At 66.1% G+C, this 13,452-nt stretch carries 14 protein-coding genes; 10 read left to right on the top strand and 4 right to left on the bottom strand.

Going from position 1 to position 13,452, the window contains the following annotated elements; all coding sequences use genetic code 11:
- The first annotated feature begins 1 nt into the window (after nt 1).
- The 4 genes from holA (at nt 2) to B3098_RS20855 (ending at nt 3,775) form a co-directional block, all read left to right on the top strand.
- Nucleotides 2–1,057, top strand: a complete 1,056-nt coding sequence (holA, locus tag B3098_RS20870; protein WP_056564119.1) for a DNA polymerase III subunit delta — start codon at nt 2–4, stop codon at nt 1,055–1,057.
- Nucleotides 1,058–1,187: 130 nt separating this feature from the next.
- Nucleotides 1,188–2,468: a glutamate-5-semialdehyde dehydrogenase gene (locus tag B3098_RS20865; RefSeq protein WP_175139363.1), complete on the top strand. Its 1,281-nt coding sequence runs from the start codon at nt 1,188–1,190 to the stop codon at nt 2,466–2,468.
- A gap of 136 nt (nt 2,469–2,604) precedes the next feature.
- Nucleotides 2,605–2,985, top strand: coding sequence for a hypothetical protein (locus B3098_RS20860; RefSeq protein ID WP_175185805.1), 381 nt, complete (start codon nt 2,605–2,607; stop codon nt 2,983–2,985).
- 4 nt (nt 2,986–2,989) lie between these two features.
- Nucleotides 2,990–3,775 carry a 2-keto-4-pentenoate hydratase gene (locus tag B3098_RS20855; RefSeq protein ID WP_286898748.1) on the top strand — a complete coding sequence of 262 codons (786 nt, stop codon included), beginning with the start codon at nt 2,990–2,992 and terminating at the stop codon, nt 3,773–3,775.
- Between the two features lie 73 nt (nt 3,776–3,848).
- On the opposite strand, the gene B3098_RS20850 is transcribed toward B3098_RS20855, so the two are convergent.
- Complete coding sequence (locus B3098_RS20850) at nt 3,849–5,264, bottom strand: amidase family protein (protein WP_286898747.1); 1,416 nt, start codon at nt 5,262–5,264, stop codon at nt 3,849–3,851.
- Nucleotides 5,265–5,348: 84 nt separating this feature from the next.
- A complete protein-coding gene (locus B3098_RS20845) occupies nt 5,349–6,218 on the bottom strand; it encodes a LysR family transcriptional regulator (protein WP_286898746.1) in 870 nt (289 codons plus the stop codon).
- Between the two features lie 118 nt (nt 6,219–6,336).
- On the opposite strand from B3098_RS20845, the gene B3098_RS20840 reads away from it, so the two are divergent.
- Nucleotides 6,337–7,734, top strand: coding sequence for an MFS transporter (locus B3098_RS20840; RefSeq protein WP_286898745.1), 1,398 nt, complete (start codon nt 6,337–6,339; stop codon nt 7,732–7,734).
- Nucleotides 7,735–7,754: 20 nt separating this feature from the next.
- On the opposite strand, the gene B3098_RS20835 is transcribed toward B3098_RS20840, so the two are convergent.
- Nucleotides 7,755–8,381 (bottom strand): hypothetical protein, encoded by a 627-nt coding sequence (locus B3098_RS20835; RefSeq protein ID WP_286898744.1) that lies wholly within the window; start codon nt 8,379–8,381, stop codon nt 7,755–7,757.
- A gap of 109 nt (nt 8,382–8,490) precedes the next feature.
- Here B3098_RS20835 and B3098_RS20830 point away from each other — a divergent pair, with 109 nt between their 5' ends.
- From B3098_RS20830 to B3098_RS20820, 3 genes are all read left to right on the top strand, one after another.
- Nucleotides 8,491–9,561 (top strand): 3-hydroxyacyl-CoA dehydrogenase NAD-binding domain-containing protein, encoded by a 1,071-nt coding sequence (locus tag B3098_RS20830; RefSeq protein ID WP_286898743.1) that lies wholly within the window; start codon nt 8,491–8,493, stop codon nt 9,559–9,561.
- Nucleotides 9,562–9,971: 410 nt separating this feature from the next.
- Complete coding sequence (locus tag B3098_RS20825) at nt 9,972–10,244, top strand: GNAT family N-acetyltransferase (protein WP_175139369.1); 273 nt, start codon at nt 9,972–9,974, stop codon at nt 10,242–10,244.
- A 38-nt stretch (nt 10,245–10,282) separates the two neighbouring features.
- Entirely contained in the window at nt 10,283–10,702 is a 420-nt protein-coding gene (locus B3098_RS20820) for a YchJ family protein (protein WP_279975246.1), read from the top strand.
- A 9-nt stretch (nt 10,703–10,711) separates the two neighbouring features.
- Here B3098_RS20820 and B3098_RS20815 read toward each other — a convergent pair whose 3' ends face one another.
- On the bottom strand, nt 10,712–11,581 hold the full coding sequence (locus tag B3098_RS20815) for a LysR substrate-binding domain-containing protein (RefSeq protein WP_286898742.1): 870 nt from the start codon (nt 11,579–11,581) through the stop codon (nt 10,712–10,714).
- A gap of 151 nt (nt 11,582–11,732) precedes the next feature.
- Between B3098_RS20815 and B3098_RS20810 the strand changes: the two genes are divergently transcribed.
- The gene (locus B3098_RS20810; RefSeq protein WP_279975247.1) at nt 11,733–12,443 is read left to right on the top strand and encodes a haloacid dehalogenase type II; all 711 of its coding nucleotides are present in this window, start codon (nt 11,733–11,735) and stop codon (nt 12,441–12,443) included.
- Nucleotides 12,444–12,473: 30 nt separating this feature from the next.
- Nucleotides 12,474–13,214, top strand: coding sequence for an aldolase (locus B3098_RS20805; protein WP_286898739.1), 741 nt, complete (start codon nt 12,474–12,476; stop codon nt 13,212–13,214).
- The last annotated feature ends 238 nt before the right edge of the window (nt 13,215–13,452 follow it).

The following is a 13,452-nucleotide window of genomic DNA, read 5'->3' as shown; positions in this document are numbered from 1 at the left end:
CATGGCACAGCCTCTGGACGCGGATCGGCTGGCCGAACACCTGCAGCGGCCCGGCAATCGGCTGGCGCCGCTGTACACGGTCTCCGGCGACGAACCGCTGCTGGTGACCGAAGCCGTCGACGCGTTGCGCGCTGCCGCGCGCAACGCCGGCTACACCGAGCGCCTGTCCATGGTGATGGACGCGCGAAGCGACTGGAGCGCGGTCCTTGCCGCCACCCAGAGCGTGTCGCTGTTCGGCGACCGCCGCATCCTTGAAATCAAGATCCCCACCGGCAAGCCGGGCAAATCCGGCGCCGACACCCTGACCAAGCTGGCCGAACAGGCCGAAAAGCAGCCCGAGGCCGATACGCTCGTCTTGATCGCCTTGCCGCGCCTGGACAAGGCCACCCGCGAAAGCCGCTGGATGCAAGCGCTGGTGCGCGCCGGCATGGCCGTCGACATCGCCAACATCGAACGCGGCCGCCTGCCCGCCTGGGTCGGCATGCGTCTCGCGCGCCAAAACCAGCGCGCCGACAGCGCTACGCTGCAATGGATGGCGGACAAGGTGGAAGGCAATCTGCTGGCCGCCCACCAGGAAATCCAGAAGCTCGGTCTGCTCTACCCCGAGGGCCAGCTCGCCCCCGAGGACGTGGAGCGCGCCGTGCTAAACGTCGCCCGCTACGACGTCTTCGGCCTGCGCGACGCCATGCTGGCCGGCGACATCGGACGCACCATCCGCATGATCGATGGCTTGCGCGCCGAAGGCGAAGCCCTGCCGCTGGTGCTGTGGGCGGTCGGCGAAGAAATCCGCCTGCTTGCCCGTATTGCCGAGGCGCGCGCGTTGGGACAGGATGCCAACGGCCTCATGCGCCGCCTGCGCATCTTCGGCGCCCACGAACGCTTGGCGCTGCAGGCCCTGAATCGGGTCCAGCCCGGCGTCTGGCCCGCCGCCGTGCAGCACGCCCACGAAGTCGACCGCCTCATCAAGGGCCTCTCGGTGCCCGGCCGCCTCTCGGATCCCTGGGAAGAAATGACCCGGCTGGCCCTGCGCGTGGCCGCCGCCGGCGGACGACCGTGAAGGCGGCCTCGCCGCCGCCTTCGCCTCGTCCCCCTTGCGCTCCCACACCCGGTCCCCAGACCGGATCTCGCCCGGCCCGATAGCCGGATATACACTGAATCTCCAGGCGGCGCCCGCGCCGCCCCATCACATGATCGACGCCGCCATGTCCTCGTCCTCCATCGAACAAGCCATGCTCACCCTGGGCGAAAACGCCCGCCGCGCCTCGCGCGCCATGATGCGCGCTGACAGCGCCGCCAAAAACCAGGCGCTGATCGCCATGGCCGACGCCCTGGCCGCCAGCCACGACGAACTGAAAGCCGCCAACGAGAAAGACGTGGCCGCTGCCCGCGCCAATGGGCTGGAACCCGCGCTGCTGGACCGCCTGACGCTGTCGGACAAGACGCTGGCGCACATGGCAGAAGGCCTGCGCCAGATCGCCGCGCTGCCCGATCCGATCGGCAGCATCACCGCCACCACCGTCCGGCCAAATGGCATGCGCGTCGCCCAGATGCGCGTGCCATTAGGCGTGATCGGCATCATTTACGAATCGCGCCCCAACGTCACCATCGACGCCGCGGCCCTGTGCCTGAAGTCCGGCAACGCCGCCATCCTGCGCGGCGGCAGCGAGGCGCTGCACTCCAACGTGGCGCTCGGCCGCATCGTGCAAACGGGCCTGGCCGCCGCCGGCCTGCCGCAGGATGCGGTGCAGGTCGTCGCCACCGCCGACCGCGCGGCCGTGGGCGCGCTCATCACCATGACCGAACACATCGACGTGATCGTGCCGCGCGGCGGCAAGGGCCTCATCGCCCGCCTGTCCCAAGAGGCGCGCGTGCCGCTCATCAAGCACCTGGACGGCAACTGCCATATCTACATCGACGCCGCGGCGGATCCGGACAAGGCTCACGCCATCGCCCTGAACGCCAAGACCTACCGCTACGGCATCTGCGGCGCCATGGAGACGCTGCTGATCGACGCCGTGGCCGCTGTGTCCATCCTGCCCAGCCTGGCCGCCGCCTTCACCGAACACGGCGTGGAACTGCGGGGCTGCCCGCGCACACTGGCGCTGCTGCCCCACGCCACGCCCGCCACCGAAGAAGACTGGGCCACCGAATACCTGGCGCCCATCCTGGCCGTGCGCATCGTCGACACGCTGGACGACGCCATCGAACACATCGCACGCTACGGCTCGGGCCACACCGACGCGATCGTCACGCAAGACCTGTCGGCGGCGCAGCGCTTTCAGCGCGAGGTCGACTCCAGCTCGGTCTACGTCAACCTTCCGACCTGCTTTGCGGACGGCTTCGAGTACGGCCTGGGCGCCGAGATCGGCATCTCCACGAACCGTCTGCATGCGCGCGGCCCCGTGGGCCTGGAGGGCCTGACCACGCTCAAGTGGGTGCTGAACGGCGAAGGCCAGACCCGCGGCTGACAGCCCCGGGCGCGCCCGCGCTCGTACTGACGCGGCCCTGAACACGGGGCCGCGCCAAGCCCTCTACAATAGGGCCAGCTTTTTTGCCTGAATTTGTCCATCCCACGCGGCCCGGCCGCGCATCCTTGAGATCCCCATGCATTCACCCGTCATGGCCATGGCCTTCAGCCTTTTCGTGCTCTGTTTCATCACCTGCACGATCAGCGGCATCGTGCTGTTCTTCGTCAAGACCAAGCAGGTCAACGCGGCGCTCAAGCACCCGTACCTGCAGCACCGGCCGTTCAAGCAGTTTCCGCTGGCGATCCAGGCCGCGATCATGCTGGATTACTTCTTCCGCCTGATGTTTCCGGGCACGCGTTTCTGGCTGATCGGCAACGCCAACGACCTGCTGTCCCACGTCGAACCCAAGAAGATCCCGCTCGCCCTGAAATGGCCGATCGTCGGTTTCTGGGGCTCGTGCTGGCTGGGTCTGATTGCCATGATCGTGTTGTGGATCATGCTGTTCCTTGGAGTCTGAACGCATGCAGATCAAGTTTGAAGACTATCCCGGCAGCGTCGATGCGGCGCGCTTCCTGATTGCCGCGCGCCAGTCGGGCATCGCCGGCCCGCGCCTGCCCGCCGAATGCCGCCCGCAGTCCTTGGGCCAGGCATTTGCGGTGCAGCAGCGCACGGCCGAACTGCTGCGCGAGACTCGCCTGGACAGCATCGCCGCCTGGAAAAGCGCGCTGCCGTCTCCGGAAAAAACCGTCGTGGCGCCCATCTACGCATCAGGCACGGCGGACGCCGCGGCCGGCCCCATCGCCGCCGGCAGCGACATCGTGCGCATTGAGCCCGAAATCGCATTTGAGCTTGCCCGCGACCTGCCGCCGCGCGACACGCCGTACACCGAAGCCGAGATCGACGCCGCGGTGGGCGGCGCCCGCCTGGCGCTGGAAGTCCTGGGCTGTCGCTACGCGTCCCCGGAACACGCCAGCCTGCCCGAACTGCTGGCGGACCACATGTTCAATCAGGGACTGGTGCTTGGCCCTCGCATTTCGTCGCCCGATGCGGCGCCGGGCTGCATGACCATCACGCTCAAGGTCGACGGCGTCGAAGTCGAGCAGCACGCCGGCATCCACCCCAACGATCGTCCCAAAGCCGGTCTGTATTGGCTGGCCAATTTCCTGCGAGAGCAAGGGCTGGGTCTGACGGCCGGCCAGCATGTCATCACCGGTTCGTACGCCGGCTTCCTGGACGTCCCCGCGAATAAGGACGTCGAACTGACGTACGGCGATCTGGGCGTGCTGAAGGTGCGCTTCGGCGGTTGAACACGCACGCCAGTGGATGAAGATGCGCTCGGGCGGCGCCCGCCGCCCGTGACGCTGTTGGCCCGTGACACCGTTATCGAAGCGCCGGCTCCGCGATGCCGACCGCCTCGCCGCCCGCCTCGATGATTTCACCGGCTGCCAGGCACAGGTCCTCTCGGAACCGCCCCGCCACCACCTGCACACCCACGGGACTGGGCCCCGCGCTGCTCATCGCGCTGCCCATGGCCACGGACAGTCCGGGCAGGCCCATGAACGGCAGCCCGATCTGGGTCAGCTGCGCGCGCCAGACCCGCGCGTAGGCCGCGTCGCCCTGCAGGTCGAGGTTGTCGGGGAACGGCAATTCGGCCGATACCGGCAGCAATAGCACCGGGTACTCGGCGAAAAACACCTCCCACAGGCGCGTGAGCGTCGCACGGCGCGTCAACACTGCCGAAAAGCTTGTCAGATCGGCGCTTGCCGCCTTGTCGCGCTGCCCGGCCAGCGCCACCAACGCGCCTCGGTCGCCCTCTTTTTCCGCTGCCGCCACCATGGCGTCATAGCCGTCGGCCATCCACATGCGGATCTGCAGGTCGGCGGCCTCCTGCATCGGGGGTATCGCTTCCAGCGTATCGACCGTCCAGCCTGCTTCGCTCAGCCGCCGCGCCGCTTCCTGCAATGCCTTCACGATGGCCGGATCGGTGTCCATGCCGTCGGGGTTCAAACACAGCGCGGCGCGCTTCGGCACTTCCGGGCCGGTCAGCGGCGCGGGCACCCACCACGGATCACGCGGATCCGGCGCGGCCAGCACGGCCAGCCCCAACCGGATATCGGCAATGGTGCGCCCCAACGGCCCCGACACCGCCGTGATCTGACCGCCAATCGACCGCTCCGGCAGCGCCGCGTTATACGCCGCCACCCGGCCCAGCGACGGACGCAGGCCATGCACGCCGCACGCGTATGCCGGATAACGGATCGAACCGGCGATGTCCGTGCCATGCGCCAGATGCCCGATGCCGGCCGCCACCGCAGACGCGGCGCCGCCCGACGAGCCGCCCGGCGTCAACGCCGGATTACGGGGATTGCGCGTATCGCCATGCAGCGCGTTGCCGGTAAACCAGCGCAGCGAAAACGCCGGCGTATTGGTCCTGCCCACGATCACCGCACCGGCGCGCCGCAAGTTGTCGACGACAGGACTGTTCCGTTCGGCGATCAGGTCCTTCTGCAGGCGCACGCCGTTGGTCGTGGCAAAGCCCGCCTGATCCACGTTGACCTTCACGGTGACGGGCACACCCGCCAGCAGGCCGGGATCTTCCCCGCGCGCGAGCGCCGCGTCCACCTCTGCGGCCTGCGCCAGCACGTCCTCGGGCCGGTGATCCACCACCGCGTTGATCGCGGGATTGACGGCATCGAGCCGTTGCAGCGCGCTTTGCGCAGCCTGCACGGCGGACACCTCACGCTTGCGGACAAGGGAGGCAAGCTCAACTGCGGACAAACGCCAAAGATCGGACACGCGCGACTCCTGAAAATGTGGATTTTTCTGCGGGCCAGCAAACCTTAGCGCCAGTCTCGCCGCACCACAACCCTCGGCTTGCCGCTAATTGCTCTCTTCGAAGACGTCGACAATCGCGTCCGCCACCGCCCGCACGCGCGCGGTGCGGTTCAGGTCGCCATGCATCACCAGCCACAGGTCATAGGCCTCGCTGCGGGCTGGCCAGATCCGCACCAGTTCGGGATGGTCCGGCGCCATGTGGGTCGGCAACTCGCCGATGCCCAGTCCCGCCACCACCGCGTCGATAATCATCAGCCCGGAATTCACCTCGACGCCGATGCGGCCGTTGCGGGTGGGCTCGCCGCATAGCGAGTCCGACCAGCCGGGCAGCACGGCCTGCTGATACGCGATCAGGGTGTGCCCCGCGAACGCGGTGCCGGGCTTGGGTTCGCCATGCGCGGCCAGGTACGCCCGCGACGCGTACAACCCCACCTCCTTGCGCGCCAGATGGCGATGGATCAGGTCGGGGTTGTCGGGCTTGATGTTGCGGATGGCCAGATCGGCCTCGCGGCGCGTCAGATTGCTGATCTGAATGCCGGTGGACAGCACCACTCGGATATCCGGGTGCTCGGCATGGACCCGCTTGATGGCCTCCATGATGAAGTAGCGGGCCACCGTCTCCGAAGTCGCGACACGGACCACACCGGACAGCCGGTGATCCAGCCCCTGCATCTGGCGCTGAAGCTGGTCAGCCGCCTGCTCCATGCGCTCGGCGGCGGCAAACGCAAGCTCGCCCGCCGCCGTGGGCACGTACCCGCTGGGCGTGCGCAGGAAAAGACGCGCGTCCAACGACGCTTCCAATGCCGCCAAACGCCGGCCGGCAGTGGCCTGGTCGATCTGCAGAACCGCCGCAGCGCCGCGCAGCGTTCCCACGCGGTGGATCGCCAGAAATACCCGTGCGTTATCCCAATCCATTTCAAGCCCTTGATGCAATTCTGCATGACTATAAAGCAGTAATTCGGCTTTTTTGCATCAAAGGATCCGCCTAAGCTTTGCCCTCTCCGCGCGTTGCGCCATCAGAAAGAAACTTGCCATGTCCTCCGCCTGCCGCCCCGTCGTTTCAATGGACGTGCCGCCCGCTCCCGCCACGGGATGGGTGCCTTTGATCACTTTGGCCGTCGGCTTCGTCATGGCCATGCTCGACGTGACGGTGGTCAATGTCGCAATCCCCAGCATCGCGCTCCAGTTCACCGTGCCGCTCACGGACCTCGTCTGGATCGTCGACGGCTACACCCTGACCTTCGCCGCGTTGCTTCTGGTTGCCGGCGCGCTGGCCGACCGCTATGGCGCCAAGACCCTCTACCTGACCGGGCTGGGCGTGTTCACCGCCGCGTCCCTGCTTTGCGGGCTGGCGCCGAACGCCGACATGCTAATCGCGGCGCGGATGCTGCAGGGCGTTGGCGCAGCGCTCTTCATGCCCAGCTCGCTCAGCCTGCTCACGCACGCCTATGCCGACGAAAACGTGCGCAACCGCATGCTGGCCGCATGGTCAGCCATTGTGGCCGTCGCTGGCGCATCCGGCCCGTTGCTTGGCGGCGCGCTCATCCACCAGTTCGGCTGGCGCAGCATCTTCCTCATCAACATCCCGCTGGGTCTGGCCGGCCTGTGGCTCGCCCGCCGCCGCATCGCAACCGCGCCGCGGCGTCCCCGCGCGCTCAACCCCTTGAGCCACCTGCTCGGCGTCGTCGCGCTGTCTTCCTTGTGCTTCGTCCTGATCCAGGGCAACGCGTATGGCTGGACCTCCCCGTCGATCGCTGCCACGGCGCTGCTGAGCCTCGCCGCCACGGCGCTGCTCGTGCACCGCGAACGCCGGCACGCCCAGCCCATCATCCCGCGTGCGCTCTTCGCCACCCGTCAATTCGCCGCCGCCAACGGCGTGGGCTTTCTCATCAACCTCGCCTCATATGGCCAGTTGTTCCTGCTGAGCCTGTTCCTGCAACACGCGCGCGGCGCCGATGCGTTGCAGACGGGCATCGAACTCGTGCCGATGCTGGCGGTGTTCTCCATCGGCAATCTCATCTCGGGCCGCGTGTCGTCGCGGTGGAGCGTGTCGGCCTCGCTGCTGGGCGGCGTCTCGCTCGCGGCGGTGATGAGCGCCATCGGCATCGCCACCTTTACACCCGGCGTCGCCTACTGGCCCTTCGCCGTTGTCGTCGCCCTGGCCAACCTGGGCGTCGGCATCGCGGTGCCTGCGATGACCAGCATCGTCATGCAGGTCACTGGCAGCAAGCACGCCAACAGCGCAGCGGCAGCCTTGAACGCCAATCGCCAATCCGGCGCGTTGGTCGGCGTTGCAGTCATGGGCACCATCCTGCATCTCTTGCCGGACTGGCATGCCAGCCTGCCCGCGGCCTACAGCGTGATCACGGTCAGCTACGTCATCACCGTCGTGCTGACCGTGCGCTTCCTGCGCCGCGCCCGCAACGCCTGAGCGCGCGGCGGTATGTTGCTTTAGCCGCCCGCCATAATCGCGACGCCGCGCCCAGCGTAGAACCTGTCGAAATCCGACAGCGGCAGCTCCACATCCGCTTGCGAACCCGGCTCGCCCGACGGGTTGTGAAACCTCACAGACGTGGTCGTGGCGCGCGTCACCAGCACCAGATGTCCGCCTTTTTTCGGTGGCTCCCTGTCGGGCCACCGAATCCAGGGGTGGACCGACGCCATGAAGAAATCCGACTGCGCCATCAGATCCGGCAGGTCCGAGGCGGGCAAATCGACGCACACCTGCGCATGCAAACCGAAAACGTCGGCGACATATCGCACGAACGGCGCATAGATCAGGCCCTTGATGTTTCCGTCCGCTTCCTCGATGTAGGCGCCATACGGCAAGCTGCCGCGGGCGAGCGCCAAGGTCGGATGAACGCGCCCGGTCCGCGCCGCCAGCACCATCTTCAAACACGCCATCCCGCAGACATGGCTGGCCCAGCGCACATACTCGTCCAAATCTCGTGCGCCGGAATCGCGCCATGCGGGGTCGTGCGCCAGATCCAGCTCCTTGCGAATGATTTCGCCCGCCCGATGCGCGGACTCCCATTGGCAGAAATACGGAACGGTTTCGCGCGCGGGCGTCGGACTCATGCAAGGCTCCCGAGAGGTCGGAAAGCCCTTATGTTGCCGCCGCACTGCCCGCGTGGCAACGGCCCTTGCTTTGCTTCACAATGCAGCAAACCCAACAAAGGAGACCTGCATGTCCAGCATTGCGCCGTCTAGTTCTGCTTCGTCCGGTTCTGTTTCGTCCGGTCCTGCTTCGTCCGGTCCTGCTTCGTCCAGCTCTGCCTCGCCCGGTCCTGTTTCGTCCAGTTCCGTTCCGCCCAGTTCTATTTCTTCCAGCCCCGGCCCCATCCGCCGCGTCGCCATCGTCGGCGCCGGCACCATCGGCGCCAGTTGGGCCGCGTTGTTCCTCGCGCACGGACTGGAAGTCGTCGTCAGCGACCCCGGCCCGCATGCACAGGCCCAGACCCTTGCCCGCGTGCAGGCGGCATGGCCGGTCCTGGCCGAGCTCGGCCACGTGCGCCCCGGCGCCACCGCCGACGCGTTGCGCTTCGACCCCGACCTGCAAACCGCGCTGGCTGGCGTCGACTTCGTTCAGGAAAACGCGCCCGAGCGCGAAGATTTCAAAACCGACCTCTTCGCCCGCATCGACGCCATCCTGCCCCCGCACGTCATCGTCGCTTCCAGTTCGTCCGGCCTCATCATGAGCCGTCTGCAATCGCGCTGCCGCCATCCCCAGCGTTTCGTGATCGGCCACCCCTTCAATCCGCCCCACCTCATTCCGCTGGTCGAAGTCGTCGGCGGCGATCAGACTTCCGCCGACACCATGGACCGCGCCATCGACTTCTACCGCAGCATGGGCAAACACCCCATCCGGCTGAACAAGGAAGTCCCGGGCCACATCGCCAACCGCCTGCAAGCCGCCCTATGGCGAGAGGCCATCCACCTGGCCGCCGAAAACGTCGCCAGCGTCGCGGACATCGACGCCGCCGTCTCCCAAGGCCCCGGCCTGCGCTGGGCCCTGTTCGGCCCCCACATGACGTTCAACCTGGGCGGCGGCGAAGGCGGCCTCGCCCACTTCATGCACCACTTGCTAGGACCCGTGCAGACCTGGTGGGATGACCTCGGCACCCCCGAGGTCACGCCAGCACTGCAACAACGCCTGATAGAAGGCGTCAACGCCGAGGCCGGCCACCAAAGCATCGCAGACCTCGTCGAAGCCCGCGACGCGCAACTCACTGCACTGATCAAAGTGTTGCACCGGTGAGACCCTCGGAAAGGGACGCCGGGGAGTTCAGTTCGGCGGCGCTAACATCGGGGAGTTCCGACATCGAACGTCGGCAGCCAAAGCCAATCCAAGCGCCGCATGGCGGGGCGACCGAGGGTGCGCCGCGATTTATGTACGAAGCCGATATTGGAGAATCTTGCTCAAACGTCATGCGCTATGGGCTGGCGCGCTTTTGCGCCGGCATGCTTTTCCACCGGCATGCTTTTCCACCGGCGACGCTATTGACAACGCCTCTCCACCGGCGACGCTTTGCGCAGGTCCGAAACTTGCTCTGCTTTTAAGTGCCTGATCGTGAGACGGGTGCCCGGTCGTGAGACAGGAACCTGCTCTCGGCAAGAAATGCGTTCTCTATCCGACCGTCTTCGTCACCTACGAAGGAGTTTTCTCGAATGATTTCCGTAATTCACGACACCGACCGTTCCCGCTTCACCGCCACCGTCGACGGCGTACTCTGCGTCCTGGACTATCAGCTCGAAAACGGCGCCATGGCCATCACGCACACGGGCGTGCCCAGTGCGGTCGGCGGCCGCGGCATCGCCGCCGAACTGACCCGCCAGGCACTGCTCACCGCGCGCGAAAACGGCTGGAAGGTCCGCCCCTACTGCTCCTACGCCGACGCCTACATCCGCCGACATCCCGAATACACTGACCTGTTGGCGTAATCCTCTCTCGCAAGACAACTCACTTCAACTCCCCCGCCGTGCCGAAGCAAACAAGTCACACCAAAGCGCCTTGCCCCTGCGGCAGTCCTCGTTCCTACACCGACTGCTGCGGCCGCTGGCACGACGGCCCGCAATCGCTTCAAGCCCCCACTGCCGAAGCCCTCATGCGCTCGCGATACAGCGCCTTCGTGCTGGACAAGCTGCCCTACCTGCTGGCCACTTGGCATCCCACCACGCGCCCCGCGTCACTCGAGTCCAATTCGCCCGGTTTGAAATGGCTTGGCCTGCAGATCAAGGCCGCAGCCGACCAGGACGCCGAACACGCCACCGTCGAATTTGTAGCCAGAAGCCGCCTGGACGGCCGCGCCAGCCGCATGCACGAGACCAGCCGCTTCGTGCGCGAGAACGGGCAATGGTTCTACCTCGACGGCGACGTGCGCGGATCCCAGCGCAGCTAATTGCCAGCGTTAAGGCGCGTACGGTGCCAAGTCCCCGTCAATGGCCTGCTTCAGCGCATCCAGCAGATCGATCCCCATGGCGCCAAGCCCGCGCGCGTCGCCCACGATCGCCAGCTCGGTCGGCGGCACATCGGCAAATCCGTCTGCAGCGGCCAGTTCAACGTGCGTCTCCAGCCGCGCCGAGGTCGGCAACAGACTGATCCCCAACCCCGCCGCGACCGCTGCCTGCACGCCGGCCAGACTATGGCTGTGGTACGCGATATGCCACGGCTGCCCCGCGCTTTCCAGCGCATAAATCATCCGCTTGCGATACACACATCCCTGCGGAAATAGGACCAACGACACCACCGCTGCCTTCTCATTGCGCTGTCGACCGCCCACCCACACCAGGCGTTCCGGCCATGCCGCAATGCAAGGACCATCGCCAGGCTCCCGCTTGACCAGCGCCAGCTCCAGCTCGCCCGACGCCAGCCCGGCGCGAAGATCCGTGCTCATGCCGCTAAGCGTTTCCAACCGCACCTGCGCGTGGCGCGCGGCAAATTCCGCCAGCAGCACTGTCAACCGCGACACATCGAAGTCCTCCGGCACACCCAGCCGTATCACCCGCGCGGTCCGCGGCGCTGACAGCACGTGCTCCGCCTCCCCTGCAATCGCCAGCAAGCGTCGCGCATAGGCCAACATCAGCTCGCCGTCCTCGGTCGCCGACACATTGCCGCCGGCACGGTCCCGAAGCAGCAACGTCTTGCCCACGCTCTGCTCCAGCTTGCGCACCTGCTGACTGACGGTCGACTGCGTGCGATGCACCCGGTTGGCGGCACGGGTGAAACTGCCTTCGTCCACGACGCAGACCAACGTCTTCAATAGTTCAAGATCCAGCATCTGGTTCAACTCGTATTGGACAGCGCCCGCCATGACCTTCACGCAGGACAGGCTTATTTATCAATCAACTGAGCGCGTGGCTTTTATTAATTTTACAACTGCGCCAATAGGATCTTACGCTGTAGATTCCACCATCGCTGAAGGAACCGACATGCCCCTCGATCACACCCGACCCCAATGGCTCACCTTTGACTGCTACGGCACGCTCATTCAATGGGACGAAGGCCTGCAGGCCGCAGTGGCAAAGGTCCTCGAGGCCCACCCCGGGTCCACGCCACGGCCCTCCGCTGCGCAGTTCCTGCATGAGTACGACGATCACGAGCACCGCCTCGAGCGCACCTTGCCCTACCGCAACTTCGCTGACGTAACCCGCGAATCGTTGCGGCTCACCATGGCGCATTTTGGCCTTCCGTACCGGCCCGAAGACGCAACGATGCTCACGAGCAGCATCTCCCGCATGCCACCGTTTCCCGAAGTCGTCGACACGCTCGCCAAGCTCAAGCAAGCCGGTTTCCGCCTTTGCATCATTTCCAATACGGACGACGACATCATCGCCGGCAACGTCGCCCAACTGGGCGGCCATATCGACCGCGTCATCACGGCCGAGCAGGCCCACGCCTACAAGCCGTCACGCGCCATCTTCGCTCACGCCCATCAAGCGCTGGGGGTCACCCCAGCAGACGTCGTGCACATCTGCGCCAGCCCGCACCTGGACCTCGTCGCGGCCCGGGACATCGGCTTCCGATGCGTCTGGATCGACCGCGGCACTGGCCGCAAGCCCTTGCCTGACTACCGCCCTGAAGCTACCGTAGCAACTCTGGATCGTGTGCCTGACCTGTTCCGCGACGCCGGCTGGCTCTGATCCCCCTCTCATCTTTTTTTGAAGGTTGCCATGAACCAGGAACCCGGTTTCGCCGACGCTCTCTTCCATGCCGATCCCGTAACCGCCCTGCGCACGGATCTGGCGCTGGCACTACGTGCGGCGGCAGCTCACGGCTTGGGCGAAGGCGTCTGCAACCACTTCAGCGTCGCGTTGCCCGGCGACCCCGATCATTTCCTTCTCAACCCTCGAGGCCTGATGTGGAACGAGGTCCAGGCGGAAGACATCGTGCTCGTCGACGCGTATGGCAACAAACTCGCCGGCCGGCACGAGGTTGAACCGACAGCCATGTTCATCCACGCTGCGATCCATCGCATCGCCGGCAAGGCCTGTGTGCTGCACACCCACATGCCCTACGCCACCGCGCTCACCCTAACTTCCGATCGCGGTCTGGACACCACCCTGTCCCAAAACGCCATGCGCTTCCATGGCCGGCTTGCCATCGACGCGGAATACAACGGACTCGCGTTGGACGTGACCGAAGGCGAACGCATCGCCCACGCCATGCAGGGCGCCGACATCGTCTTTCTGGGCAATCATGGCGTCGTCGTCTGCGGGGAACGACTCGATTACGCGTACGACGACCTCTTCTTCCTCGAACGCGCCTGTACCGCGCAAGTCCTCGCGCAATCCACCGGGCGTGCGCTCGAACCCGTCAACGCGGAAATCGCAGCGAAGGTCGCCGCACAGATTCAAAGCGAACGCTTGCAGTCCGAACTGTTCTTCGAAGCCCTGCGCCGCCAGCTGCCCTAACCTCGAAAACATCGAACCCAAACAAAAACCCCTCGCGGCGCCAGCCGCGAGGGGTTTCTTAATTAAAGCGATATACCAAGGAGGTTTTGAGGCAAGCAGCGCATAGCCGCGCCCCGCGCCGACGTATTAGCGCCCCGCGCCCGACCTGCTTCTGTTGTCAGGCTTAGGCACCGCTCGCCACGCGCCAGCAAGCTGGGCACTCATTTCCGACGCCACGAAGACAAAACCCCGCAGGGGA

This window comes from Achromobacter sp. UBA2119 (assembly GCF_002331005.1).
Lineage (GTDB): Bacteria > Pseudomonadota > Gammaproteobacteria > Burkholderiales > Burkholderiaceae_B > Achromobacter > Achromobacter animicus.
This window is presented reverse-complemented; position numbering and strand designations above follow the sequence as displayed.